This is a genomic window from Planotetraspora mira (assembly GCF_016863275.1).
GTDB lineage: Bacteria > Actinomycetota > Actinomycetes > Streptosporangiales > Streptosporangiaceae > Planotetraspora > Planotetraspora mira.
The window spans coordinates 23,334-47,533 of the sequence record NZ_BOOO01000039.1; the positions used below are offsets into that span (position 1 = coordinate 23,334).

A 24,200-nucleotide genomic window follows, 5' to 3' on the forward strand; every position below is an offset into this window, starting at 1 on the left:
GTCCGGAATCGAAAAGCGGCCCGGCGATCGCACGGACCCCTGGGATCGGCACCGTGAGACCGGCCCTGACAACTGGCCCTGACGGCCGCCTGGAGAACGGACCCCTGAGAGCGGAGGCGGAATGCTCAAGGAACGACTGGCGCAACTGGTGTCGGAGGCCTGCGACGGGGAGGTCACGGCGGCCGAGGCCCTGGGTGCCACCGTCCCCCTGTCCTACCTCGGTGTCACCTCGCTTGCCCAGATGCGCCTGATCGACGCGCTCGAGCGCGAGTACGACGTAGAGATCGACCTGGCCGAGGACGTCTCGTTCCTCGACAGCGTCGACGGCCTCGCCGCGTGGGTGTCGGCAGCCCGATGATCACTTTCACGGGGGCACGCAGGGGTACGGCACCTCTGACCTGGGGCCAGCGGGCCATCTGGGACACCATCCAGCGGACCGCGCCCGACGACCACTACTTCAACTTCGGGCGGATCCTCGAGGTGCCGCGGGGGGCGCGGCCCGCCTCGATCGCCCATGTGGCACGGAGCGTCGGGCTGCTCGTCGAGCGGCACGAGGCGCTGCGCACGCTGATCGGGCCGGGCCCGGTCCAGGACCTGCGTGACCGCGGCGAACTGCCCCTCCGGATCGCGGCGGACGCGGAACCCGCCGCCGTTCTCGCCGAGTTGTCCGCGACGGCCTTCGACTACGCGGGCGAATGGCCGGTGCGGGTCGCGTTCGTGACCCGCGGCGACGAGGTCACGCATGTGGTGCTCGCGTTCTGCCACCTGGCCTCCGACGGGCTCGGCGCGGAGGAGGTCGTCCGCGATCTGCGGCTTCTCCTCCTGCGCGGAGGCCTGAGCGGCGGCCCTCCCCCGCAGCCGTTCGACCTCGCCGGGTGGCAGGCGTCGCCCGCGGGCCGGCGGCAGGCGGCGAGCGCCGCGGCGTTCTGGGAGCGCGAGCATCTCAGGATGCCGCCCACGATGTTCCACGTCCCCTCGGGGGCGGCGGAGCGACCGCCCGTCTGGCGGGCCACGCTCAGCTCTCCGGCGGCCGACCTGTCCGCCCAGCGCCTGGCCGTACGGCACGGCACGAGCACCTCGACGGTTCTGCTCACGGCCGTCGGCGCGCTGGTCGCGGAGGTCACGGGCCACGAGACCGTCACCGTGCTGCCCATCGTCAGCAACCGATTCCGTGCCTCGACGCGCACCTCGGTGACCACGCTGTCGCAGGAGGGCCTGTTCGTCCTCGAAGCGGGCAAGGCGCGGTTCACCGACCTGCTGGCCGAGTCGGGCCCCGCGGTGTTGCGCGCCTACCGCAGCGCCTACCATGACCCGGCCGACCGTGAGCGAGTCGTCGCGGAGGCGTCCCGCGAGCGCGGCACCCCGATCCACCCGTACTGCTGCTTCAACGACATGCGCTTCGTCGAGCAGGCGGTCTACCGCGACGAGGAGCTGATCCGCCGGGCACTGCCCGAGACCTCCGTGTCCTGGCCGCTCAGCCAGGACAAGCTGAACTGCCGGTTCTGCGTGCATCTCGGGGGCGCCGCACAGGTCTCGCTCACCGCCGACACCCGCTGGCTGTCCCGGGCGGACATCGAGAGGTTCCTGCTCGGCCTGGAGAGGATGCTCGTCGAGGCGGCCCTCCGATGACGGTCCGCGCCCATGCCACCGCCACCTCCTGCGCGCAGGGCGAGGAGTTGGGCTTCCGTCTGGACGCCACCGGCCCGGTGGGCGTGACCGTCCACGACGCGACCAGCGACCGGCTCGTGCTGGCGGCCACGGTCCACGGCCCGTCCTGGACGTTGCGCGTGCCCGGGGACTGGCCGAGTTCGCTCTACCGGGCGCGGTTCGTCTCCGGCCCGCCAGAGCCCGACGTGCTCGTCCCCAGGCCCTCGGGCGACCTCCCCGGCATCGGCACGTCACCCGACGACGAGGTCTACTTCGTCGTACGGCAGGCCACCCCGGGCGCCACCTCGCCCATCCTGGTGTCCGTCCCGTTCACCACCTGGCAGGCGTACAACCGGGCAGGAGTCCCCGGTGAGAGCGTCTACTGGACCGAGCAGCCCGACCGTGCCTCCCGCGTGACGTTCGACCGGCCGGGCGGCGGCCCGCCTCCCGAGCGGTGGGAGGACGGCCTGCTGCGCTGGCTCTCCCCGGCCGGATACACCGTCGAGTACTGCTCCGGTCTCGATCTCGACCCCGGTCTGCTCTCCGCGTACCGCCTGCTGGTCGTCAACGGGCACGACGAGTACTGGTCGGCCGGCATGCGGGACGCGTGCGAGGGGTTCGCCAGGCGCGGGGGGAACATCGCCTTCTTCTCCGGCAACACCTGCTGGTGGCAGATCCGCGTGGAGGGACGCACCATGGTGTGCCACCGCGATCCGCTGACCGACCCGGTGGACGACCCCGCGCTGACGACGGTCGAGTGGTCGAGCGCACCCGTCTCCCGCCCGGAGAACTCGCTGACCGGGGTCAGCTTCCGCAACGGCGCGGGAACCTGGGGACCGTCCATGCCGCTGATGCGGGAGGAGTCGTACACCGCGCGGTTCGCCGGGCACTGGGCGTTCGAGGGGACGGGACTGACCGACGGCGACAAGTTCGGGCAGGGCTCGCTCGGATACGAGACCGACGCCGCCGAGTTCACCGAGGTGATGGGCGTCCCCCGGGTCACCTGCAGGGACGGCACCCCCACGACGTTCGTCGTGCTGGCGACGGCCGACCTGCGGCACTGGAGCTCCGGCGGACAGGGCGGCTGGGCCACGATGGGCGTCTTCTCCCTCGGACGCGGCACGGTCTTCAACGCGGCCACCGTCAACTGGGGCAACACCATCCACGACCCGATCGTGGAGCGGATCACGAGGAACGTCATCGACCGGCTCTCGCGACCGGCCGTGCCCGCCTGGGAAATGATCGGCCCGGTCGCCGACGTCCGCGCACTGGCCGCGTCCGGCTCGGCGCTGTACGCCGTGAGCGCCGACGACGCGCTGCTCACCCGCGAGCTGTGCGGCCAGAACATGCAGTGGATGCCGATCGGCCGCGCGGGGGGCGTTGTGTGTCTCGACGCCCCGCGCGAGGCCGGCGCCGGCCTCGGCACCGGTCTGTACGGTGTGACCGCCGAGGGGATGCTCCGCTACCGCGAGGCGGCCCCGGGCCCGGCGGAGAGCGCTGCGGGGGGCGCGGCCGGACCCATGGGATGGGCCGGGGGTCCCGGCGAGTGGATCGATTTGGGTGGAGCGCCGGCCGGCACGATCGCCCTCGCGGTGCAGGACGGGACCTTCTTCGCGGCCACCTCCGCGGGCCGCCTGTGGGCGGTGACCTTCGCCGAACTCGCCGCGTCCCCGCACGCTCGCTGGCACGATGCCGGGGACTCGGCCGGGGCCGTCTGCCTGAGCGGGAGCAACGGCCGGGTCTACGCGCTGGGAGCCGACCACCGGTTGCGCACGCGCCTGCCCGTCCCCGCCCCCTCCGCGTGGTCGCTCCTCGGCGAAGCCCCGGGCGCGGCGGTCCTGACCGTCCACGCGGGACTGCTCGTCACCGCCGCGAGCGGCCAGCCGTTGCGGTGGCGGGCCGCCACGACCTTCACCGCTCGCCGGGCCGCTTCCTCTGAATCACCGGGCGGAATCCCGGGAGCCGGCTCCTGATCGAAGCCGCCGGCGACCACCGGGCCTTCAGGTCACGTCCGGCGCCGGATCGCCCGGCTGGACGAAGCCCGACTCGTAGCCGAGGATCACCGCCTGTACGCGATCGCGGAGATTCAGCTTGCGCAAGCCGGACGCGACATGCGTCTTGACGGTCGTCTCCGCGAGGAAGAGGTCGGCCGCGATCTCGGCGTTGGACCGTCCCCGGACGAGACCGCGGAAGACGTCGAGCTCACGGGTGGTGAGGGCGGCCAGCGGCGCAGGGACCCCGCCGGAGACGTCCACCGGCGGGCGGCGGACGTACCGCTCCACCAGCCGCCTGGTCAGTGACGGGTCCAGCAGGGCTTCGCCTGCCGCGGCCGTGCGGACCGTGTGCAGGAGATGCGCACGAGGAGACGACTTCAGCAGGAATCCGCTCGCACCGGCGCTGAGCGCCGCATACAGGTATTCATCGAGGTCGAAGGTGGTCAGCATGACGACCCGGGCTTCCAGGCGCGGATTGGCGAGTATCCGCCGTGCCGCCTCCAGACCCCCGGCTCCGGGCATCTGCACGTCCAGGAGCACGACGTCCGGCCGGTGGTGCAGCGTCTCCCGGACGGCCGACTCTCCGTCCACCGTGTCGGCGGCGACCTCGATGTCCGGCTGCGCCTCGAGGATCATCCGGAGCCCGGCCCGGACGAGTTCCTGGTCGTCGGCGAGGATCACCCTGATCATGTCGCCACCGCGCCCGCCGCCTGTACGGGCAGGCGGGCGCAGACCCGGAAACCGGGTCCGTCGGTACGGCGGCCCGCCTCGACGTCGCCGCCGAGGGCCTGCGCGCGCTCTTGCATTCCGACCAGCCCCATCCCGTTTCCGGTGGACGTCACACCGGCCACCCCGTCGTCGAGAACCTCGACCCGGACGATCCGATCCCCGTACTCGACCCGCACGGAGGCATGGGTCGCGCGCGCGTGTTTCATCGTGTTGGTCAACGCCTCCTGGACGATCCGGTACACGACTGTCCGCATGGCCTCGTCATCCGGAGGGGCCCCGGTCTGATCGAGATCCACCGTGACGCCGGCCGCGCGCACCGGCGCCAGCAGCGTCGCGATGTCCGCGCCGTCACCGGTCTGCCGCAGGACGCCGAGCATCCGGCCCAGATCGCCGATCGCCGCGCGACCTGTCGCCGCGATCGCGTCCAGGGCCGGCCCCACGTGCTGCGGACGGGTGGCCAGGACCTCGCCTGCCGCCTCGGCCTGCACCACCATGAGGCTCACGCCATGAGAGATGACGTCGTGCAGATCACGTGCGATCCGGGTGCGCTCCTGTGCCGCGGCGATCTCCCGGAGATGGACCCGCTCGCGTTCGAGCGTCGCCGCGTGCTCGACCGCCGCGCGCGCCTGGGCCGCCCGCTGCCGCGCCAGCCATCCCAGTAGCCCGGCACCGCCGAAGTACGCGACGGGATAGACGACGTTGAACAGGCTGTCCGTCCCCGCGGAGACCTCGCGCATGGCAACCACAGAGGTCGCGGCGATGAGCATGGGGAAGCCGGCCAGGGCCGTCCGGGCACTGCCGTACCTGGCCAGGGTGAGTGCGGCGAGGATGGCGCCGACGAACGTCGCGAAGACCGGTACGCCGAGCGTCACGGCCATGACGGAGATGGCGCCGCTCACGCCGAGCGTGCCGGTCAACGGCCGGCGCCGCAGGAGCGCGACCGAGCACCCGTTCACCAACGCGGCGACCAGAGCCAGACCCAGCCATCGGTGGCTCGCCGACTCGGCCATCAACTGCACCACGCCGATCCCGCCCGCCCCGCACCCGGCGAGTGTGTAGGCATGCCGCGTCCATCGGCGGGAGCGATCGAACGCCTCGTGAATCATGATTGCCAAGGCTAACCACGCGCGTTCGCGGCCACCGCCTCCGTACGGCCGAACCGCCTCCTCCGCCCGGAGGAGGCGGTTGCTTCCGCCGCAGGACGCCTGCCGTGCGGCACGGCTCCTACCGTTCCGACCCACGACCGCGGCACAGGGCAGCGGGTACGGGAAGGAGAGACACGATGACTGAGGCACCGGCAGTGGCGCAGCAGGTCGTTTCCGTGGAGGATCGCTGGCGCGTGGCGTCGCTCTGGGCCGGTCCGGCGGCCGCCGTGGGCGTCGTCCTGATGGCCGTCGCGATCGCCATGACCGGCGGCGACGAGCTCGCGATGGCGACCGCGCCGGCCGCGCTGGGTTCGACCCTGGCGGGACTGGTGGCGCTCGTCCTCATGGGGTTCGGGCTGGTGAGCCTGGCCGTCCGCCACCCCGGACTGAGGCGTGGCTTCGGTCTGCTGGCGTGGTTCGTGGCGGCGACCGGCACGGTCCTGAACGCCGGTGGCCAGTGGACGCAGCTGTTCGCCCTCCCCGGCCTGGCTCGTTCGGCGCCTGAACTCGCCACCAACGGCATCGACACCGTCCAGGCCGGCTACATCGCGTCGTTCCTGGTGCTGGCCCTCGGCGGCGTCCTGCTCGGCATCGCCCTGAACCGGGCCGGCGCGGGCAGGCTCGGCTCGATCCTGACGATCATCGGCGGGGTCATGATGGTGGCTCCGCTGCCGGCCAGGTGGGTGGTGCTGGCGATCGGCGTCTCCGTGCTCGCCCGCCGGCGCTGACCTGCTTCGGCCTTCACGACGGCGTGACCGTACGGTCACGCCGTCAGCGATCTTCGCCGGCCGGGCTGAGGCGGACCGGCCCTCAGAGAATCACGGGGCCATGGAGGCTCTCAGAGGATCACGGGGCCGTAGATGGCGGCGCCCGCCCGCCGGGTCATGGCCCAGTAGCGGTCGCCGTACGACCAGTGCCACCACTCCGTGGGGTAGTTCACGAGGCCGGCCGCCTCCAGCGCCACGCCGAGGACCTTGCGGTTCTGGCGGGCGTCCGGGTTGATCCCGGTCGCGGCGGTGTAACAGGCGCCGTCGCTCTGCTCCGGGTTGGCGTTCACCGCCGTCCCCATGTCGAACTCGACTCCGTCGTCGTCGCACATGGTGAGGTCCACGGCCGCACCCGCCGTGTGGGGGGCCACCTCGATCGGGGAGACGTAACGGCTCGCGGCGACGTGCAACTCTTCTTCCGACATTTCAGGAAACGTCACGCGCAGCTCGGCCTTGTAGTCCTCGAAATACCGCCTCTGCAGGGTGACCGGCCGATACCCCTCCACCACCACGATGTGGCATCCGCCGGGAAGCCGGCTCTGCGCGTCCTCGAGCCTGGCCAGCACGCCCTTCCTCAGATGGGCGTAGGCCCCCTCGGGGTCGGCCAGACGTGCGTCGACTCGGAGCCGTCCGCGGACGTCGGCCAGCGGCTCCCCGCTTTCGCGGACCGGTATCGACGTCACGCGAGCATCTGAGATCAGGACGATTCCAGCGGCTTGCGTGGCCCGCGCGGGACCGTGAGATGAGTCAGACATGAGGAGAAACCTACCGTCAGACGGTGTCGGAGAAGACCTCCTCCCTGGCCCGCGCCAGCGCCGCGACGATCGCGCCGCGGAGCACGGGATTGCCCTTGACCTGCGTCACCGCGACCGTCGGCCGGCTGGGGCACACCCGGGCGACCGCCTCCTCGACCCGGGCCGCGAGCCGCTGTCCCCCGGCCCGGCCGACGTCGCCGCTCAGCACGACGAGACCGGGGTCGAGCACGACGGACACGGCGGCGACCCCCACGGCCAGCCGGTCGGCCAGGTCGTCGACGAAGGCGTCGTTGCCGGTCGCGAGAGCCGTACGGACGAGGTCCGCGACGTCGGCTCCGGGCGACAGGCCGTAGGTCTCCGCGAGGCCGGTCAGCGCCTCGCCGCCGACCAGGCGCTGGAACGAGCCCGACTGCGGCGCGGTGACGTCGGTGGGAAGCGGCTCCCCGGGAACGGGCAGCCAGCCGATCTCGCCGGCTCCTCCGGTGATGCCCCGGTGCAGCCGCCCTCCGAGCATGACGCCGAGCCCCTGGCCGATCCCGGCCCACAGGATGGCGAAGTCGTCCACACCCCTCGCGGCGCCGTGCTCCTGCTCGGCCAGGGCCGCCAGGTTGACGTCGTTCTCGATGATCACGTACTCGCCCAGCAGGGTGCGCAACCCGGCGAGGACGCCGACGTGCCACGCGGGCAGGTCGAAGGAGTAGCGGATGTCGCCGCTCACCGGGTCGACCACGCCGCGCGTCCCGATGACGAAGCAGCGCAGGCGGGACAACTCGACATCGGCCGTCTCGCAGGCCCGCAGGACCGCGCCGTACACCATCCGGACCGGGTCCCCCGCGTCGGTCGGATCGACGGTTATCTCGGCGACGACCTTCCCGGTGATGTCGGCCACGGCCGCGGTGACGCTGTCCGGCAGCACCTCGAGACCCGCCACGTAGGCGCTCGCCGGGTTCACGCCGTACAGGGCCGCGTTGGGACCGCGCCCTCCCGGCCGTTCTCCCGCCGTGGTCACCAGGCCGCGCGTCTCCAGGCGGGACAGCAGCTGACCGGAGGTCACCTTCGACAGACCGGTGAGCTCTCCCAACTCGGCCCGGGTCAGCGGGCCCTGGGAGAGCAGCAGTTCCAGGGCCGCCCGGTCGTTGATCTGGCGGAGCAGCCGAGGTGTTCCCGGTCGTAGAGGCACTGGCTGGCTCCCTCTCGTCACGATCCGCTAACACGGGTTTTTTTTAAGAAACTTTCTTGTTAGTTTAGCGGCAGCCACCCCGGAGGCAAGCGATCAAGTCTCGGGATGCCACGAGCGCCGACCGGACGGAGAGCGTCATCCAGCAGGTGAAGGCCCGCCGACACCCCGCATGAGCGCACCCCCGACGTGAAGCCGGGAAGGGAGAAACCCATCGTGAAGATCGTGAAGATCGCGGTCGCGACAAGCGTCACCGCAGCACTGGCCCTGGGTCTCGCCGCATGCGGCGGCGACTCCGGAACGACTGAGCCGACCGCCGGCGCGCCGGCGGCCTCAGGTCCCAAGTTCGCCGGCCAGACTCTTAACGTGTGGCGACTCGGTGCCCCCACCGACGTCTTCACCAAGTACATGGACGACCTGAACGCCAAGTTCAAGGAGACGACGGGCGCAGAGGCGAAGGTCCAGTGGATCCCCTGGCCTGACGCGCAGAAGAAGTGGACCGCGGCCCTCGCGGGCGGCGAGGGCCCGGACGTCACCGAGTTCGGCAACGACCAGGTCGCCGCCTGGGTCGCGCAGGAAGCGCTGGCCGACATCTCCGACATCGTCAAGGGCGACAGCGAGCTCCAGCAGATCCCGCAGAACCTGTGGAGCTACGAGACGATCGACGGCAAGGTCTACGCGGCTCCGTGGGGCGGCGGCACCCGCGCCGTCCTCTACCGCAAGGACTGGTTCGACAAGCTCGGCATCCAGCCGCCCAAGACCTGGGACGAGCTGGTCACCGCGGCCAAGACCATCGTCGACAAGGAAGGCAAGGACGTCGACGGGTTCGCCTTCAACGGCGGCTCCGACGCGAACATGTCCCTGTCCCCCTTCGTCTGGTCGGCCGGGGGCGACTTCGCCTCCTTCGAGGGCGGCAAGTGGGTGGGCAAGCTCACCGAGCCGGGCTTCAAGGAGGGCTTCCAGTTCTACACGGACCTGGTCGCCAAGGACGGCGTCTCCGGTAAGGGCCGCCTGACGCAGAACTCCGTCGACATCGCCCAGCGCTTCGCCGCCGGGAAGGTCGGCATGTACGTCACCGGTGGCTGGGACATCGCGGCCATCAAGGAGCAGAGCAAGGGCAAGGTCGACGAGTCGAAGATGGGCTTCTTCTCGCTCCCGGCCAAGGACGGCAGCGGCCCGGCCCCGGCCTTCCAGGGCGGCAACGACATCGCCATCTGGAAGGACAGCAAGAACGTCGAGCTCGCGGCCGAGTACCTCAAGCTCGCCTCGGGCAAGGAGTTCGGCGTCCGCTACGCCAAGGAGGGCGGCCTGCTCCCGCTCTACCCGGACGCGCTCGCGGAGCTGGGCAGCGACCCGGCGCAGAAGCCCTTCACCGACACCTTCAAGGTGGCCAAGGGCTTCCCGGCCAGCCCCAACTGGGCCGAGGCCAACGACACCAAGGCGGTGCTGCAGAACGCGGCCCGCGCGGTGATCGACGGCAAGAAGACGGTGGACCAGGCTCTGACGGACGCAAACTCCGAGCTTGAAACGATCCTGAACCAGTAGGCATCGATGGCTCAGACGTCAACCGTCGCCCGGGGCGGAGGAGAACCCTCCGCCCCGGTGCGCCGGCACAAGACCCAGGCACGCAGAACCGGCCTCCCCGACTGGCTGGTCCCCTACGCCCTCCTCCTGCCCGGCCTTCTGGTCATCGCGGCGCTGCTTCTCTATCCGCTGTACCAGATGGTCGACATGTCCTTCCATCAGGTCGGACTCCGGCAGATCAGGGCCATCAACCCCAGCCCGGCCGAGTTCGTCGGGCTCGACAACTACTCGAGCATCCTCGATTCCGACCTCTTCTGGACCTCGCTGCGCAACACCGTGATCTTCGCGGTCGTCACCGTGGCGCTGACGCTGATCCTCGGGACCCTCGTCGGCCTCCTGCTCAACAAGCTCGGCCCGAAGATGTCGACGTTCGTCGTCGTCGGCATCATGGCCGCGTGGGCCACCCCGCCCACGGCACAGGCCGTCGTCTGGAAATGGTTGTTCGACTCCGACGCCGGCGTGGTCAACTGGGCGCTGAACCTGCTGCCCGACTGGCTGTCGAGCCTGGTGTTCGGGCGGTCGGACTGGAGCGGGCAACCCTGGTTCAACGACACGATCACGCTCTATCTCGTGCTCATCATCGCCGTCGTGTGGGCGTCGTTCCCGTTCATCGCGGTGTCGGTGCTCGCGGGTCTCAAGAGCATCCCCTCGGAACTGTACGAGGCGGCGCGGATGGACGGCGCCACCGGCGTCGGCACGTTCCGGAAGATCACCTTCCCGCTGCTCAAGCCGGTCTTCTCGGTGCTGGTGGTCCTGTCGACCATCTGGGACTTCAAGGTCTTCACCCAGCTCTACCTGCTGGCGGGCGGCACGGTGAACCGCGACGCGTTCAACCTCTCGTTGTGGAGCTACGCCGAGGCCTTCAGCAGCCCGCCGAAGATGGGGCTCGGCGCGGCGATCGCCGTCGTGCTCACGGCCATCCTGCTGGTGATCACCTTCGTTTACGTACGGAACATCGTGAAGACGGAGGACGTGCGATGAACCCGGTCACCAGGAAGAGGCTCGGGCGCTTCGCGCTCAACGCGGCCGGGATAGCGGTGTTCCTGTTCGCCGTCTTCCCCGTCTACTGGATGGTCACGACCGCGTTCAAGCCGAACGACCAGATCTTCACCACCAGCTTCATCCCGTTCCCCAACCCACCGTCGATGGACCACGTGTCCCGGGTCTTCACCGAGGGTGTGGCCGGGCACTCCGTCTGGCGTTATCTGCTCAACAGCACGATCGTGGCCCTCAGCGCGGTCGTCCTGGGAGCCGTCTTCGCTCTGCTCGCCGCGACCGCGGTGGCGCGGTTCAAGTTCCGGTTCCGCACCTCGTTCCTCATCCTGCTGCTGATCGTGCAGATGGTGCCCGCCGAGGCGCTGCTGATCCCGCTGTTCACCATGGTCAAGCGGCTCGGCCTGTACGACCAGTTGCTCGGGCTGATCCTCATCAACGTCGGCCTGACGCTGCCGTTCTCCGTGTGGATGTTGCGCACGTTCGTCGCCGCGGTCCCGAAGGAGCTGGAGGAGGCGTCCTGGATCGACGGCGCCGGGCGGTTCACCACCTTCTGGCGGGTCCTGTTCCCGCTGGTCGCCCCCGGTCTGGTCGCCACCAGCATCTTCGCGTTCATCACGACGTGGAACGAGTTCGTCTTCGCCCTCACCCTCATCGGCGACCAGGCCAAGTACACGATGCCGGTCGCCCTGCAGTTCTTCGTCGGCCAGCGGTCGACGGACTGGGGCGGCATCATGGCCGCCTCGACCCTGATGACCATTCCGGTGCTCATCTTCTTCCTGCTCGTCCAGCGGCGCATGGTCTCCGGACTCGTCGCGGGCGCAGTCAAGGGATAACCCGCTTCGGGCCCCCGTACGGCCACCGCCCCACGAAGGCGTGGGCCGTACGGGCATGCCCACGAATCCGCACCTCCTACAGGTAAGGAGCCGAGACAGCATGTCTGCCTCATCCCGCGATCTCCCCTCATCGGATGGGATCGCCGGCTTCTCCGCGAACATCAGCGATCGGGGGCTGCATCGTCTCGCGGCCGGCACGCTGCTCGTCGCCTTCCACGGCACCACCGCCCCCGACTGGGTCCTCCAGGCACTGGAGAACGGGCTCGGAGGCGTCACCCTCTTCGGCTTCAACGTCGCGGACTCCGCACAGCTCGCCGCCCTGACGGGGCAGCTCACAGGCGCGGGACGCCCGGTCATCTCCCTCGACGAGGAGGGCGGCGACGTCACGCGGCTGGCCTACCACACCGGGAGCCCCTATCCGGGCAACGCGGCTCTCGGCGCCGTCGACGACGTCGAGCTGACCGAGCGGGTCTACCACTCCATCGCGTCCGAACTGGTCCGCTGCGGGGTGAACCTGGACATGGGACCGGTCGCCGACGTCAACACCGCCGACGACAACCCGGTGATCGGGACCCGGTCGTTCGGCGCGTCACCCGGCCTCGTGGCGCGGCACACCGTGGCCGCGGTCCGCGGACTCCAGTCACTCGGGGTGGCCGCCTGCGTCAAGCACTTCCCCGGCCACGGAGCGACCCGGCAGGACTCCCACCTGGAGATCCCGGTCGTCGACGCGTCCCCCGAACTGCTGTGGGAGCGCGAGCTCGTGCCGTTCCGCGCGGCGATCGAGGCCGGCACCAAGTCGATCATGACGGCGCACGTCTCGGTCCCCGGCCTCACCGGCGCCACCCCCGCCACGCTGAGCACGGCGGCGCTGACCGGCCTGCTCCGGCAGGAGATGGCGTACGACGGCGTGGTGATCACCGACGCGCTCGACATGCACGCGATCACCAAGAGCGTGGGGCTCGGCGGCGGCGCGGTCCTGTCCCTGCGGGCGGGCTCGGACCTGCTCTGCCTGGGGCCGTTGCCGACGCCCGAGCAGATCCAGGCGATGCTCGCCGAGATCGTGTCCGCCGTGTCCGAAGGCCGCCTGACCGCCGCCCGGCTGGAAGAGGCCAACGAGCGGGTCGAACGGCTGCGGCACTGGTTCGCCGCGCCGCGACAGAACACGGGCGAGGGCAACGTCATCGGCCTGGACGCCGCGCGCCGCGCGGTCTCGCTGACCGGGTCGGCGGCGCCCCTGGTCGACCCGTTCGTGATCGAGGTGGACACCCCGCCGACCATCGCGGTCGGCGACGTGCCGTGGGGGTTCGCCCCCTGGCTGCCGGAGGCGGAGGTCGTCCGGGTGAAGCCCGAGGAGGCCGACGGCGGAGCACTGCTCGGCCGGGCGGGCGGCCGGTCGCTGGTCATCGTGGTCAAGGACGCCCACCGCCACCCGCGTACCCGGTCGTTCGTCTCCGACCTGGTCTCCGCGCGCCCCGACGCGATCGTCGTCGAGATGGGCCTGCCGATCTGGCGCCCCGAGGCCTCCGCCTACATCGCGACGTACGGCGCCGCCCGCCCCAACGCTCAGGCGGCCGCCGAGTTGCTGACCGCCTGAACCACCACTCGCGGCCGCCAGCGGGGGCGGCGCCGCGAGTGGTGCACCTCTCCGTGGGGTCAGGAGGCGAAGATGCCCTCGCGCGCCTGGTCGAGGGCGGCGAGGACGGCGCCGCGCAGAACCGGCTTGCCGCCGACCTCGCTGGTGACGACCTCGGGGCGGATCGGGCAGATCCGGGCGACGGCCTCCTCCACCCGGGAGGTCAGGCCGGCTCCCCCCGCCTGCCCCACTTCCCCGGCGAGCACCACGAGGCCGGGGTCGAGCACCACGCACACCGACGCGACGCCGAGCGCGAGCCGGGAGGCGATCTCGTCGAGCAGCCGGTCGCCCCGGTCGCCCGCCGCCACGGCCTGGGTCACGCAGTCGGCGGCGCTCGTCCCCGAGAAGCCGAACTCCCTGGCGAGTTCGGTCACCGCTTCCGCGCTCACCAGCGACTGGAGGCCTCCCGCGAGGGACGGCAATCGGCCGGGTGTGGCCTTGACGTCCTCGGCCAGCGGCACGCCGGGCACGGGGAGGTATCCGATCTCACCGGCGCTCCCGGAACGGCCGCGGTGCAGCCGTCCGCCGAGCACCACCGCGAGACCGATGCCCCGGCCCACCCACACGAGCACGAAGTCGTCGACCTCCTGAGCGGCCCCCCTGGCCCGCTCGGCGATCGCGGCGAGGTTCACGTCGTTCTCGATCGTGAGCTCCCGGCGCAGGTCCCTGGCCAGCGCCTCGTGGATTCCCTCGTGCCAGTGCGGCAGGTCGAAGGAGAAGCGCACGTCACCGGTGCGCGGGTCCACGACCCCCGGGGCGCCGATCACGACGCCGCGCAGGCGCGACAGCGCCACCTTGGCCGAACGGCACGCCTTGACCACCGCGTTGTGCACGACCGACACGGGATCGTCCTGCCCGCTCGGCGACGCGGTGACCTCGGCGACGATGTCGCCGTTGATGTCCGCGATCGCGGCGGTGACCGAGTCGGGGCCGACCTCGAGACCCGCGACGTAGGCACATGACGGGATGACGCCGTAGAGCGCCGCGTTCGGCCCGCGGTTGCCCGCCTGCTCCCCGACGACCTCCACCAGACCGCGCTCCTCGAGACGGGCCAGCGTCTGGGAGGCGGTGACCTTCGAGAGCCCGGTCAGCTCGCCGATCTGGCCGCGCGTCAGCGGCCCCGAGGCGAGCAACAACTCCAGTGCGGCCCGGTCGTTTATCTCCCGGAGCAGCCTGGGCACGCCAGGACGTCGCTCCATGCTCCTGCTTTCTATCGTCGCCCCCGTGGAACCGGCGCCGTCCGCGCCCGCAAATCGTCAACAAAGTTTCCTGCAAGCTTAGCGAGCCGACAAGGCCGTGCACCGCTCCAGGGACGCCGTTCCCGTCGCGCCCCGCCCGTACGGCACCCGCCCGCGGGCGTGCCACCCCGGAGGCGGGCTCACGGGGGCGCGTTCCCGCGATCGGCCTCGATCGCGCGGACCTCGTCGATGTCGTCCAGCCGTCGCATCCCCTGCACGCTGCGCGCCATGCGCGGGTTGGCGGCCAGGCGTTCCTCGTTGCGCGCGATGAACGACCAGTAACCGGTGGTGAAGGGACACGCGTCGGCCCCTGTCCGCCGATCGGGCCGGTACCGGCAGCCGTGGCAGAAGTCGCTCATCCGGTTGATGTACGCCCCTCCGGAGGCGTAGGGCTTGGTCGCGAGCACGCCGCCGTCGGCGTGCTGGGACATGCCGACGACGTTGGGCGTCATCACCCAGTCGTAGCCGTCGACGAAACACCGGTGGAACCAGTCCGTGAGCCGCCCCGGCTCGAACGCGCGCTGAAGGGCGTAGTTGCCGAGCACCATCAGCCGGACGATGTGGTGGGCGAATCCGTGGTCGCGGACCTGGCCGAGCGCCCACGACAGGCAGCGCGCCTCCACCGCGTCCGCATCGAGTTCGGCGAACCACTCGGGCAGCGGAGTGCGGGCGGACAGACGATTCTCCTGCCGGTAGCCGGGCCCGAGATGCCAGTAGAGGTGCCAGACATAGTCCCGCCACCCGATGACCTGCCGGATGTAGCCCTCCGCGCTCCGCAGCGGCACCCGGCCCTCTCTGTAGGCCGCCTCGGCCTCCCGCACGCAGTCCAGGGGATCGAGCAGGCCCAGGTTGAGCGCGGGCGACAGCAGGCTGTGGGCCATCACCGGATCGGCCGACGACATGGCGTCCTGGTAGGGGCCGAAGCACGGCAGACGGCGGGCGACGAAGCAGGCCAGCGCGTCGGCGGCCTCGGCCCGGGTCGCGGGGAAGGCGCGCGGGCCGTCCCTGCCGACGAAGGCGACCACGCCGTCGCGTTCCCAGCGGTCGAGATCCCGCCGCACCTGCTCGTCGATCTCGTCCTCCACAGGGCGCCACGGCCCCGGCACGCCGAGGCCGCCACGCGGCGGCGGTTCCCGGTTGTCCGCGTCGAAGTTCCATCGGCCGCCGGCGGGCTCATCACCGTCCATGAGCACCCCCAGACGGCGCCGGGCGTCGCGGTAGAAGTCCTCCATGAGCATCCTGCGGTCACCGCGTCCTTCGGCCCAGGCCGCGAATTCCTCCCGCGTCGTGGTGAAGCCGCGGGCCGGCAACACGGTCACCTTCGCCCGTCCGGAGACGAAGGCCGCCGCCGCGTGGCTGGTCGGATGGCACACGGTGAGCGGCTCCGCGACCGCGTCGAGGGCCTCGCCGTACGTGCCGGTCCTGATGAAGATCACCTGGTCTCCGAGCTCCGCCGCCCGGTGGCGCAGGGCCGACAGGACCAGGTGGGCCTTCTGCCGGTGGAAGCGCCTTCTCTCCAGCACCGAACGGGCCTCCACCAGCAGCACCGGCTGGTCGCCCTCGTCCAGGAAGTGGTCCCCGAGCTGGTCGGCGAACAACCACCGCCTGTGTTCGTTCCCCATACTTCATGCTAGGCGGGCCCGATGACGATCTCCGGGGCCGCCAGTTGCGAGGTTGCCGTCTAACCAATGCCAACCAGGCGGGATAATCGACTACATGCGACTTTCTGCCCGTGTCGACTACGCCCTCCGTGCCGCCGCCGAGCTCGCCGCCGCGGGCGAGGGCCCCACAACGGTGGGCGAGCTGGCCAAGGGGCAGGAAATGCCCCCCAAATACTTGGAGAACATCCTCCTCCAGATGCGCCGTGCCGGGCTGGTCCGCGGCCAGCGCGGCCCCGAGGGCGGTTACGTGCTGGCCCGGCCGGCCAGCCAGATCTCGCTCGCGGACGTGATCCGCGCCGTTGACGGTCCGCTTGCCAACGTCAGGGGTGAGCGGCCCGAGCACGTGGGCTACCTGGGCGCGGCCCAGGCGCTGCAGCAGGTGTGGATCGCGTTGCGGGCCAGCGAGCGGGCCATCCTGGAGGAGGTCACACTCGAGCAGATCGCCAAGGGTGAGCTGCCCGCGCGCGTGACCGAGCTCTCCTCCGACCCGTCGGCGTGGAACTCGCACACTCCGGTCTGAGCGCCGGCTTGGACGCCGGGATCTTTCCGAGTACGTGGCGCGGCGACGCGCCGGAGAGACGATCCGCATGCCCGAAGGTGACGCCGTCCACCGGACCGCGAAGCGGCTCAGGGAGGCCCTCGACGGCCGGGTGCTGACCCGGTCGGACTTCAGGGTCCCCCGTCACGCCACCGCCGACCTGCGGGGCCGCGCCGTCGTCACGACCATCTCGTACGGCAAGCACCTGCTCACGCGGGTCCAGGGCGGCGTCACCGTCCACACCCATCTGCGGATGGACGGCAGTTGGCGGGTGGTCGCGACGGGGCGTCCCGCGCCGCGAGGCGACGTCGTCCGGCTCATCCTGGCCAACGCGGAATGGACGGCCCTGGGCGTCAGGCTGGGAATGGTCGACCTGGTTCCCACGGATCGGGAGGATCGTGTCATCGGCCATCTGGGGCCGGATCTGCTCGGCCCGGGCTGGGACGCGGCAGTGGCGGCGTCGAACCTGCTCGGGGACCCGCGGCGCACGATCGGGGAGGCACTCCTGGATCAACGCCACCTGGCGGGGATCGGCACGATCTGGCGGGCCGAGACGCTCTTCGCCGCGCGTCTGTCGCCGTGGCGGACGGTGGAGTCGATTCCACCCGATGAACTGCACTCGCTGGTGACGCTCGCGCACCGGCTCATGGACGCGAGCAAGGACGCGCCGCTACCGGTCACGACGGGCGATCTCCGGCCCGGGCGCTCACTCTTCGTGTACGGCAGGGCCCGCCGCCCCTGCCGTCTCTGCGGGAACCCGGTCAGCAGCGGACAGATGGGGGAACAGCCATACGAACGGTTGATCTTCTGGTGCCACGTGTGCCAGCCCGGCTAGGCGGCGACCATGTCCTTCACTTCCGGGAAACCGTCGAAACCCGAGTCCGAGATGGCACCCGGCACGGTCTCCGCAACGGGAAGCCGCTCGTGCTCCGGCACATCGGCCATCACCGGGGCGGCCTGCAGTTCGGCGAGCGCGAACTGGTCGGACACCTCACGCAACACCTGAGAAAGCGGCACACCGAGGGCGCCGCAGATCGAGGCGAGCAGCTCCGACGAGGCTTCCTTCTGGCCGCGCTCGACCTCGGACAGGTAGCCGAGCGAGACGCGCGCGAGAGTGGAGACCTCGCGAAGGGTGCGATTCTGCCGCACCCTCAGCCGCCGCAGCACGTCACCGAGCAGCTGACGCAGCAGGACCATCTGTCGCTCCCTCCCCAGCGGGGGCGCCTTGACGACGCCTCGCGCGGTGGGCTCATGTCGCCCGTTCTTCGAACGCCCTTCGTACATGCTCCTCGCCGTCATCATCGATTCGCTCGGCCCCTTCGCCGGACGCGTGCCTGACTTGCTCCTCGCCGATGGCTCACGGACCTCACTCACACATCCACCGTACCTGTAGAGGGCAACACCGCGGCAGACCGTGGTGAGCATGTTCGCTGGTGACGTAACGCGGTAATCACCCAGAATGTTCCCCCTTATTTGCCTCCAGCACACCTGCGAGCAGGCCCAAAGCCTCCCGACATGTCCCAGTTCGTATCGCCTCGCGGTCCCCGTCAAGGAGCAGATCCCGGTGCCAGACGCGGTCCCCGGGACCCCGCAGAGCGATGTGGACCGTGCCCACCGGCCGGCCGTCCTGAGGGTCGGGTCCCGCCACTCCGGTCACCGCGAGCCCGTAGTCGGATCTTGTGAGGTTGCGCACTCCGGCCGCCATCGCCGCGGCGACGTCCGGGTGGACCGCGCCTTCTCGTTCGAGCAGATCCGAGGGCACACCGAGTAACTCGGCCTTGAGTTCGGTCGCGTAGGCGATCACGCCCCCGCGGAACGCGGCCGACGCCCCCGCCGTGCCGGTCAGGGTCGCGCCGATGAGCCCGCCCGTCAGGGACTCGGCCACGGAGATCGTGGCGTTGCGCCGGACCAGCGACGCGAGGATCCGCGCGGCGTCGGCCGTCATTCGGACCGCGCCGCCTTGGCCACCCGCCTGAGCCGGACCGCACGGAACACGTAGTCGGCGCCGGTCCCGATGGTCACGACCAGGGCCAGCCCGAGGACGGCCCACCGGAGCAGGTCCGGGACGCCGGGGAGGATGTACAGGCCGATGGCGACGATCTGCAGGACGGTCTTGACCTTGCCGCCGTAGCTCGCCGGGATGACGCCGTGCCGGATCACCAGGAAGCGCAGGAGGGTGACGCCGGCCTCTCTGGCGATGACGACGATGGTCACCCACCAGGGGATCTCACCGAGGATCGACAGGCTGACGAGCGCAGAGCCGATCAGCGCCTTGTCCGCGATCGGGTCGGCGATCTTGCCGAAGTCGGTGATCAGGGCGTACTTCCTGGCGAGCCAGCCGTCGAGCTGATCGGTGACGGAGGCGACGATGAAGACGGCCAGGGCGGCGATCCGCCACCCGGACCCCTCGAAGAACAGGAAGACCGTGAAGACGGGGACGATCGCCAGCCGGGCGATGGTCAGCACGTTGGCGATGTTCCACGTGCTGACGCGCCGGATCAGCGGCTCGGCGGAGGCTTCCGCCACGGAGGGGGGCTGAGCCGCCGGCGCGGCTTCCGGCGGGCTCGGAACGCCGGAGGGGGGCTCTATTCGCTCCGTCATGCGCCTGCCTTGATGCGGGCGATCAGGTCAACCCCCTCCGAATCGACGACGACCGCCTGGACGATCTGACCGGGGACAAGGCCGATGCCCTGAACGGTGACCGATCCATCCACCTCGGGCCCCTGGTGGGCCGCACGGCCCTCGTAGCCGCCGTCTCCCAGGTCCTCCTCTATGAGGACCTCAAGCTCGGTTCCGATGCGCTCCTCGGCCCGCTGAGCGGTCAGCTCCTCGGCGAGCTCGCTCAGCGCGGCGACCCGCTCGTCGACCACGTCCTGGTCGAGCTTGTCGTCGAAGGAGAACGCCTCGGTGCCCTCCTCGTCGGAGTAGCCGAAGACGCCGATCACGTCGAGCCGCGCCTCTTCGAGGAACGCGGTCAGCTCGTCGAACTGCTCCTGGGTCTCCCCGGGGAAGCCGACGATGAAGTTGGACCGCACACCCGCCTCCGGCGCCAGTTCGCGGACGCGCTCCAGCAGGTCGAGGAAGCGCCGCGGGTCGCCGAACCGCCGCATGCGCCGCAACACCGGCCCGCTCGCGTGCTGGAAGGACAGGTCGAAGTACGGCGCGACGCCCTCGGTCGAGGCGATGATCTCCAGGAGGCCGGGGCGCAGCTCGGCGGGCTGCAGGTAGCTGACCCTGACGCGCTCGATCCCCTTGGTCCCGGCGAGCTGGGGCAGCAGCTTCTCCAGCGCCCGCAGGTCGCCCAGATCCTTGCCGTAGGACGTCGAGTTCTCGCTGACGAGCACGAGCTCCCGCACTCCCTCGCCTGCCAGCCACTCGGCCTCGGCCAGCAGGTCCTCAGGCCTGCGGGACACGTAGGAGCCGCGGAACGCCGGGATCGCGCAGAACGTGCACCGGCGGTCGCACCCCGACGCGAGCTTCAGCGCGGCGACCGGTCCCCCGGTCAGCCGCTTCCTGAGCATCCTCGGCCCGCTCGCGGGCGCCAGACCCTCAGGAAGGGCGTCCGGGATCGCGCCGTGCCCGGGGATGTGCGCGTGCGCGGCGGAGCGGTCCACGGGACTGATCGGCAGCAACGTCCGCCGGTCGCGCGGCGAGTGCGGCGTCAGCGCCCTGCCCTCGAGGACGTCGTCGAGACGCGCCCCGATGTCGGCGTAGTCGTCGAAGGAGATCACGGCGGCCTCTGGCAGAGCGCCGGCGAGTTGCTCGCCGTACCGCTCGGCCATGCAGCCCGCCGCCACCACCTTCGCGCCCGAGTCGGACGCGGCGAGCAGGGTGTCGATGGAGTCCTTCTTCGCCGAGTCGATGAAGCCGCACGTGTTGACGACGATGACGTCCGGATCGTCGTCGTGCATCTGCCAGCCGGCAGCCTCAAGCCGGGCCGCGAGCTCCTCAGAGTCGACCTCGTTGCGTGCGCAACCCAATGTGACCAGCGATACGGTTCGGCGAGAAGACATGATGAACCTACGGTATCGGGAGTAGGCCCCTAACGGGCACCCGGGATGCCGAGCCCGAATGACCGGCGCACGGTCTGCCCGTCCTTGCCGATGGCTCCGATGTCCTTGCCGTTGACTTCGAACCGGACCGCACCCGCGTCACCGATGACGACCTTCACCTTGTCCTTGGCCGTCCACGTGACCGTCTTGCCCTGCTCCAGGGTGCCCTGGAAGAGCCGGTGGTTCTTGGCGTCCCTGACGTTGATCCAGGCCGGCTTCACGGCGGACACCTTGACGACGACGACGTCGCGGGCGACGTGCGGCGCCTTCGCGTGCTGCACCTTGGCATCCGACGAGCCCACGGGCGCCTCCGCCGCCGTCTGCCCCGTCTTCGCGTCCGACCCCCCGAGGAGTCGCACGATCGCGAAGATGACGACGATCGCCAGGGCGACCGCCGCGGCCATCGTCCAGTTCGGCAACCGGCGCCCGTGTTTGCCCGGGAACAGGTTGTTGACGTTGAACACGGTCGCCGCGCGGACGGGAGGCCGCGTGTCCGCGTGCACGTCGTCGTACTCCCGGATGATCGACTCCGGTTCCACTCCCAGATAACCGGCTATCGCCCTGATGTGACCGCGTGCGTAGAAGTCGCCGCCGCACGCGGAGAAGTCGTCCCGTTCGATGCCTTGAATGATCGTTTCTCGGATATTCGTGCGATCGCTGAGCTGGCTAACGGTCAGTTCGGCGTTCTGTCTCGCCTCCGACAGAGCAGCGCCAACGCTCATTTGGTCACGCCCCCTCGCCCGAGCTTCCACCTCGTCCTACATTGCGTAGTTAATCACATTCAGCCAGTAATCGCTACGCAGCGTACAGGCGAGTCCACTCAGCGCATTCACCGGCCCCCTTCGGCCGGCCCTCTCACTGGCCGCGGAGGTCGGCCAGCAGGCCGGGCAGGTCGTCGGGTTTGACCATGACCTCGCGCGCCTTGGAACCCTCGCTGGGCCCCACGACGTTGCGGCTTTCCAGCAGGTCCATCAGGCGGCCCGCCTTGGCGAACCCGACCCGCAGCTTGCGCTGGAGCATCGAGGTCGAGCCGAACTGGGTGGAGACGATCAGCTCGGCGGCCTGCACCAGCAGCTCGAGATCGTCGCCGATCTCCTCGTCGACCTCACGCTTCGCCGCGGCCGGCGCGGCCACGTCGTCGCGGTACTCGACCTGCATCTGGGCCTTGCAGTGCGCGACGACCTCCGCGATCTCCTTCTCGGAGACGAAGGCGTTCTGCAGCCGGATCGGCTTGCTCGCACCCATCGGCAGGAAGAGCGCGTCGCCCTGCCCGACCAGCTTCTCGGCGCCGGGCTGGTCGAGGATGACCCGCGAGTCGGCGAGGGAGGAGGTGGCGAACGCGAGACGCGACGGCACGTTGGCCTTGATCAGGCCGGTCACCACGTCGACCGAGGGGCGCTGGGTCGCGATGACCAGGTGGATCCCCGCGGCGCGGGCGAGCTGGGTGATGCGGACGATCGAGTCCTCGACGTCACGCGGAGCGACCATCATCAGGTCGGCGAGCTCGTCGACGATCACGAGGAGGTAGGGGTAGGGCTGATAGACCCGCTCGCTGCCGGGCGGCGGCACCAACTTGCCCGCACGGACGGCCTTGTTGAAGTCGTCGACGTGCCGGAAGCCGCTGGCCGCGAGGTCGTCGTACCTGCGGTCCATCTCCCCCACGACCCACTCGAGGGCCTCCGCGGCCTTCTTGGGGTTGGTGATGATCGGCGTGATGAGGTGGGGGATGCCCTCGTAGGTGTTGAGCTCGACCCGCTTGGGGTCCACCAGTACCATGCGCACCTCATCGGGCGTGGACCGCATGAGGATCGAGGAGATCAGGCCGTTGATGCAGGTCGACTTGCCCGCGCCGGTGGCGCCCGCGATGAGGATGTGCGGCATCTTCGCCAGGTTGGCGACGATCGTGCGGCCTTCGACGTCCTTGCCCAGACCGACGATCATGGGATGGTGGTCGGCCTGCGCCACCTGGGAACGCAGCACGTCGCCCAGCGAGACGAGGTCCTTGTCCGTGTTCGGGATCTCCACCCCGATCGCCGACTTGCCGGGGATCGGGGACAGGATCCGGACGTCGGCCGACTTGACGGCGTAGGCGATGTTCTTGGTGAGGGCGGTGACCTTCTCCACCTTGACCGCCGGGCCGAGCTCGATCTCGTAGCGGGTGACCGTCGGCCCGCGGGTGAACCCGATCACCTGGGCGTCGATGCCGAACTGCTCCAGCACGCTCGTCAGCGCGTTGACCACGATCGTGTTGGCCTTGGTCTGCGGCTTGGGCGCGCTCCCCGGGCGCAGGACCTTCGGGTCGGGCAGCGTGTACGGCCCGGCCTGCGGAGAGAGCACGAGTTGCTCGACCTTGCGCGGGGCGGGTGTGGGGAGGGGCGGCTGCGAGGGCGACTTCGCCGGCTCGGCCTCGACTCCCTCCAGCGCCTCCGCGTCGTCGGCCAGGCCGGGCACGATCTCCGGAGAGTGGTCCTTCTCCGACAGGACCGGGGTGTCGTACGGCTTGACGTTGTCGCCGACCTCACGCTTGCCCTCGGCCGGCTTCTTGGTCCGCTTCCTCGGCGACGTCGCGGGCTTCGGCTCGCCGTCCTCGTCCGGCCGCTGGAAGAGCAGGTGCCTGATCTCGGCGAAGCGTTCCGGGATCCGGTGAATCGGAGTGGCCGTGATCACCAGCACGCCGAACCCGGACAACATGAGCAGAAGCGGGATCGTGATGAACGAGGGCAGGATGCTCGACGGCGGAGCCGACACGATGAACCCGAGCATGCCGCCCGCCGCGGACACCTTGTCCATGCCGTCGGTGGCGCCGCCAGAGGGATACGGCGTGCCGTGCGCGACGTGCACGACGCCGAGAACGCCGACGAGCAGCGCCGTCCAGCCGATCCCCATCCGGCCGGTCTCCGCGTTCTGGTCCGGGTGGCGCAGGAGCCGCCACGCGAGCAGCGCGAGCAGGACCGGCACGCACCAGGCGAACGACCCCACGACACCGCGCAGCGCCACGTCGACGACCAGGGCGATCCCGGTCTTGGTGTCGCGCCAGATCATCGTCGCCAGCACGATCGCGCCCGCGAGCACCGACAGGCCGACGCCGTCGCGGCGATGCGCCGGGTCGAGGTCGCGCGCGCCCTGCCCGAGCGCCCTCGCCGCCGCGCCCATGCCGTGGGCGAGCAGCAGCCACAGGCCGATGACCAGCTTGCCGATCATCAGGAAGACCCAGCTGACGGGATCCTGGCCTGTCGCCACCGGGCGCTTCTGCGCGGGCCGGGAGGACGTCCTGCCCCGGGCCGGTGAACGCTTCGCGGAAGTCGTGCGAGACCCGGAGCGCGCTGCCGGGCGCTTCCCGGAACCCTTTCCGGACGTACGGGTGGCCATGATGCCGAAGGTACCGGGGTGGCCAGGAGATTTCGGGAAGACTCGCCGAAGGCGGAAAGCTCTACACTGGCTGTTGCATAGG

The 24,200-nt window shown here is 70.5% G+C and carries 22 protein-coding genes; 10 read left to right on the forward strand and 12 right to left on the reverse strand.

The features are described 5' to 3' along the window. The first annotated feature begins 121 nt into the window (after positions 1-121). Genes Pmi06nite_RS32900 through Pmi06nite_RS32910 form a run of 3 tightly spaced genes read left to right on the forward strand, consistent with a single transcriptional unit; the run spans position 122 to position 3,620 of the window. A complete protein-coding gene (locus tag Pmi06nite_RS32900; RefSeq protein WP_203957078.1) occupies positions 122-358 on the forward strand; it encodes an acyl carrier protein in 237 nt (78 codons plus the stop codon). Then, on the forward strand, positions 355-1,629 hold the full coding sequence (locus Pmi06nite_RS32905) for a condensation domain-containing protein (protein ID WP_203957079.1): 1,275 nt from the start codon (positions 355-357) through the stop codon (positions 1,627-1,629). Before Pmi06nite_RS32900 ends, Pmi06nite_RS32905 begins: the two co-directional genes overlap by 4 nt. Continuing rightward, positions 1,626-3,620 (forward strand): N,N-dimethylformamidase beta subunit family domain-containing protein, encoded by a 1,995-nt coding sequence (locus Pmi06nite_RS32910; RefSeq protein WP_203957080.1) that lies wholly within the window; start codon positions 1,626-1,628, stop codon positions 3,618-3,620. The genes Pmi06nite_RS32905 and Pmi06nite_RS32910 overlap by 4 nt, the downstream gene beginning before the upstream one ends. A gap of 27 nt (positions 3,621-3,647) precedes the next feature. Here the strand turns inward: Pmi06nite_RS32910 and Pmi06nite_RS32915 are convergent, their stop codons facing one another. After that, positions 3,648-4,331: a response regulator gene (locus Pmi06nite_RS32915; RefSeq protein WP_203957081.1), complete on the reverse strand. Its 684-nt coding sequence runs from the start codon at positions 4,329-4,331 to the stop codon at positions 3,648-3,650. Beyond that, entirely contained in the window at positions 4,328-5,476 is a 1,149-nt protein-coding gene (locus tag Pmi06nite_RS32920) for a sensor histidine kinase (RefSeq protein WP_203957082.1), read from the reverse strand. The genes Pmi06nite_RS32915 and Pmi06nite_RS32920 overlap by 4 nt, the downstream gene beginning before the upstream one ends. Positions 5,477-5,652: 176 nt before the next feature. Here Pmi06nite_RS32920 and Pmi06nite_RS32925 point away from each other — a divergent pair, with 176 nt between their 5' ends. Next, the gene (locus Pmi06nite_RS32925; protein WP_203957083.1) at positions 5,653-6,243 is read left to right on the forward strand and encodes a hypothetical protein; all 591 of its coding nucleotides are present in this window, start codon (positions 5,653-5,655) and stop codon (positions 6,241-6,243) included. A 110-nt stretch (positions 6,244-6,353) separates the two neighbouring features. On the opposite strand, the gene Pmi06nite_RS32930 is transcribed toward Pmi06nite_RS32925, so the two are convergent. Beyond that, on the reverse strand, positions 6,354-6,965 hold the full coding sequence (locus tag Pmi06nite_RS32930; RefSeq protein WP_239114371.1) for a M15 family metallopeptidase: 612 nt from the start codon (positions 6,963-6,965) through the stop codon (positions 6,354-6,356). 88 nt (positions 6,966-7,053) lie between these two features. Continuing rightward, a complete protein-coding gene (locus Pmi06nite_RS32935; protein WP_203957085.1) occupies positions 7,054-8,217 on the reverse strand; it encodes an ROK family transcriptional regulator in 1,164 nt (387 codons plus the stop codon). A gap of 213 nt (positions 8,218-8,430) precedes the next feature. Between Pmi06nite_RS32935 and Pmi06nite_RS32940 the strand changes: the two genes are divergently transcribed. From Pmi06nite_RS32940 to Pmi06nite_RS32955, 4 genes are all read left to right on the forward strand, one after another. Further along, positions 8,431-9,759 carry a sugar ABC transporter substrate-binding protein gene (locus Pmi06nite_RS32940; protein WP_203957086.1) on the forward strand — a complete coding sequence of 443 codons (1,329 nt, stop codon included), beginning with the start codon at positions 8,431-8,433 and terminating at the stop codon, positions 9,757-9,759. 6 nt (positions 9,760-9,765) lie between these two features. Continuing rightward, on the forward strand, positions 9,766-10,779 hold the full coding sequence (locus tag Pmi06nite_RS32945; RefSeq protein ID WP_203957087.1) for a carbohydrate ABC transporter permease: 1,014 nt from the start codon (positions 9,766-9,768) through the stop codon (positions 10,777-10,779). Next, positions 10,776-11,627 carry a carbohydrate ABC transporter permease gene (locus Pmi06nite_RS32950; protein ID WP_203957088.1) on the forward strand — a complete coding sequence of 284 codons (852 nt, stop codon included), beginning with the start codon at positions 10,776-10,778 and terminating at the stop codon, positions 11,625-11,627. The genes Pmi06nite_RS32945 and Pmi06nite_RS32950 overlap by 4 nt, the downstream gene beginning before the upstream one ends. 100 nt (positions 11,628-11,727) lie before the next feature. Beyond that, positions 11,728-13,221 (forward strand): glycoside hydrolase family 3 protein, encoded by a 1,494-nt coding sequence (locus Pmi06nite_RS32955; RefSeq protein WP_203957089.1) that lies wholly within the window; start codon positions 11,728-11,730, stop codon positions 13,219-13,221. Between the two features lie 59 nt (positions 13,222-13,280). Here Pmi06nite_RS32955 and Pmi06nite_RS32960 read toward each other — a convergent pair whose 3' ends face one another. Continuing rightward, a complete protein-coding gene (locus Pmi06nite_RS32960) occupies positions 13,281-14,459 on the reverse strand; it encodes an ROK family transcriptional regulator (protein ID WP_203957090.1) in 1,179 nt (392 codons plus the stop codon). A 179-nt stretch (positions 14,460-14,638) separates the two neighbouring features. Further along, on the reverse strand, positions 14,639-16,120 hold the full coding sequence (locus Pmi06nite_RS32965) for a cryptochrome/photolyase family protein (RefSeq protein ID WP_203957091.1): 1,482 nt from the start codon (positions 16,118-16,120) through the stop codon (positions 14,639-14,641). A 94-nt stretch (positions 16,121-16,214) separates the two neighbouring features. Between Pmi06nite_RS32965 and Pmi06nite_RS32970 the strand changes: the two genes are divergently transcribed. Together Pmi06nite_RS32970 and Pmi06nite_RS32975 are read left to right on the forward strand one after the other, a co-directional pair. Then, complete coding sequence (locus tag Pmi06nite_RS32970; RefSeq protein ID WP_203882727.1) at positions 16,215-16,679, forward strand: RrF2 family transcriptional regulator; 465 nt, start codon at positions 16,215-16,217, stop codon at positions 16,677-16,679. A 67-nt stretch (positions 16,680-16,746) separates the two neighbouring features. Further along, positions 16,747-17,532, forward strand: a complete 786-nt coding sequence (locus Pmi06nite_RS32975) for a DNA-formamidopyrimidine glycosylase family protein (RefSeq protein ID WP_203957092.1) — start codon at positions 16,747-16,749, stop codon at positions 17,530-17,532. Here the strand turns inward: Pmi06nite_RS32975 and Pmi06nite_RS32980 are convergent. From Pmi06nite_RS32980 to Pmi06nite_RS33005, 6 genes are all read right to left on the reverse strand, one after another. Further along, positions 17,529-17,894 carry a helix-turn-helix domain-containing protein gene (locus Pmi06nite_RS32980; protein ID WP_203957093.1) on the reverse strand — a complete coding sequence of 122 codons (366 nt, stop codon included), beginning with the start codon at positions 17,892-17,894 and terminating at the stop codon, positions 17,529-17,531. The genes Pmi06nite_RS32975 and Pmi06nite_RS32980 overlap by 4 nt on opposite strands. Before the next feature lie 253 nt (positions 17,895-18,147). Next, positions 18,148-18,642 carry a CinA family protein gene (locus tag Pmi06nite_RS32985; RefSeq protein ID WP_203957094.1) on the reverse strand — a complete coding sequence of 165 codons (495 nt, stop codon included), beginning with the start codon at positions 18,640-18,642 and terminating at the stop codon, positions 18,148-18,150. Further along, entirely contained in the window at positions 18,639-19,298 is a 660-nt protein-coding gene (gene pgsA, locus Pmi06nite_RS32990; RefSeq protein ID WP_203957095.1) for a CDP-diacylglycerol--glycerol-3-phosphate 3-phosphatidyltransferase, read from the reverse strand. The genes Pmi06nite_RS32985 and pgsA overlap by 4 nt, the downstream gene beginning before the upstream one ends. After that, positions 19,295-20,710: a 30S ribosomal protein S12 methylthiotransferase RimO gene (gene rimO, locus Pmi06nite_RS32995; protein WP_203957096.1), complete on the reverse strand. Its 1,416-nt coding sequence runs from the start codon at positions 20,708-20,710 to the stop codon at positions 19,295-19,297. The genes pgsA and rimO overlap by 4 nt, the downstream gene beginning before the upstream one ends. Before the next feature lie 29 nt (positions 20,711-20,739). Next, positions 20,740-21,471 carry a helix-turn-helix domain-containing protein gene (locus tag Pmi06nite_RS33000; RefSeq protein ID WP_203957097.1) on the reverse strand — a complete coding sequence of 244 codons (732 nt, stop codon included), beginning with the start codon at positions 21,469-21,471 and terminating at the stop codon, positions 20,740-20,742. Positions 21,472-21,604: 133 nt separating this feature from the next. Further along, the gene (locus tag Pmi06nite_RS33005) at positions 21,605-24,118 is read right to left on the reverse strand and encodes a DNA translocase FtsK (RefSeq protein WP_203957098.1); all 2,514 of its coding nucleotides are present in this window, start codon (positions 24,116-24,118) and stop codon (positions 21,605-21,607) included. Positions 24,119-24,200: the final 82 nt, after the last annotated feature.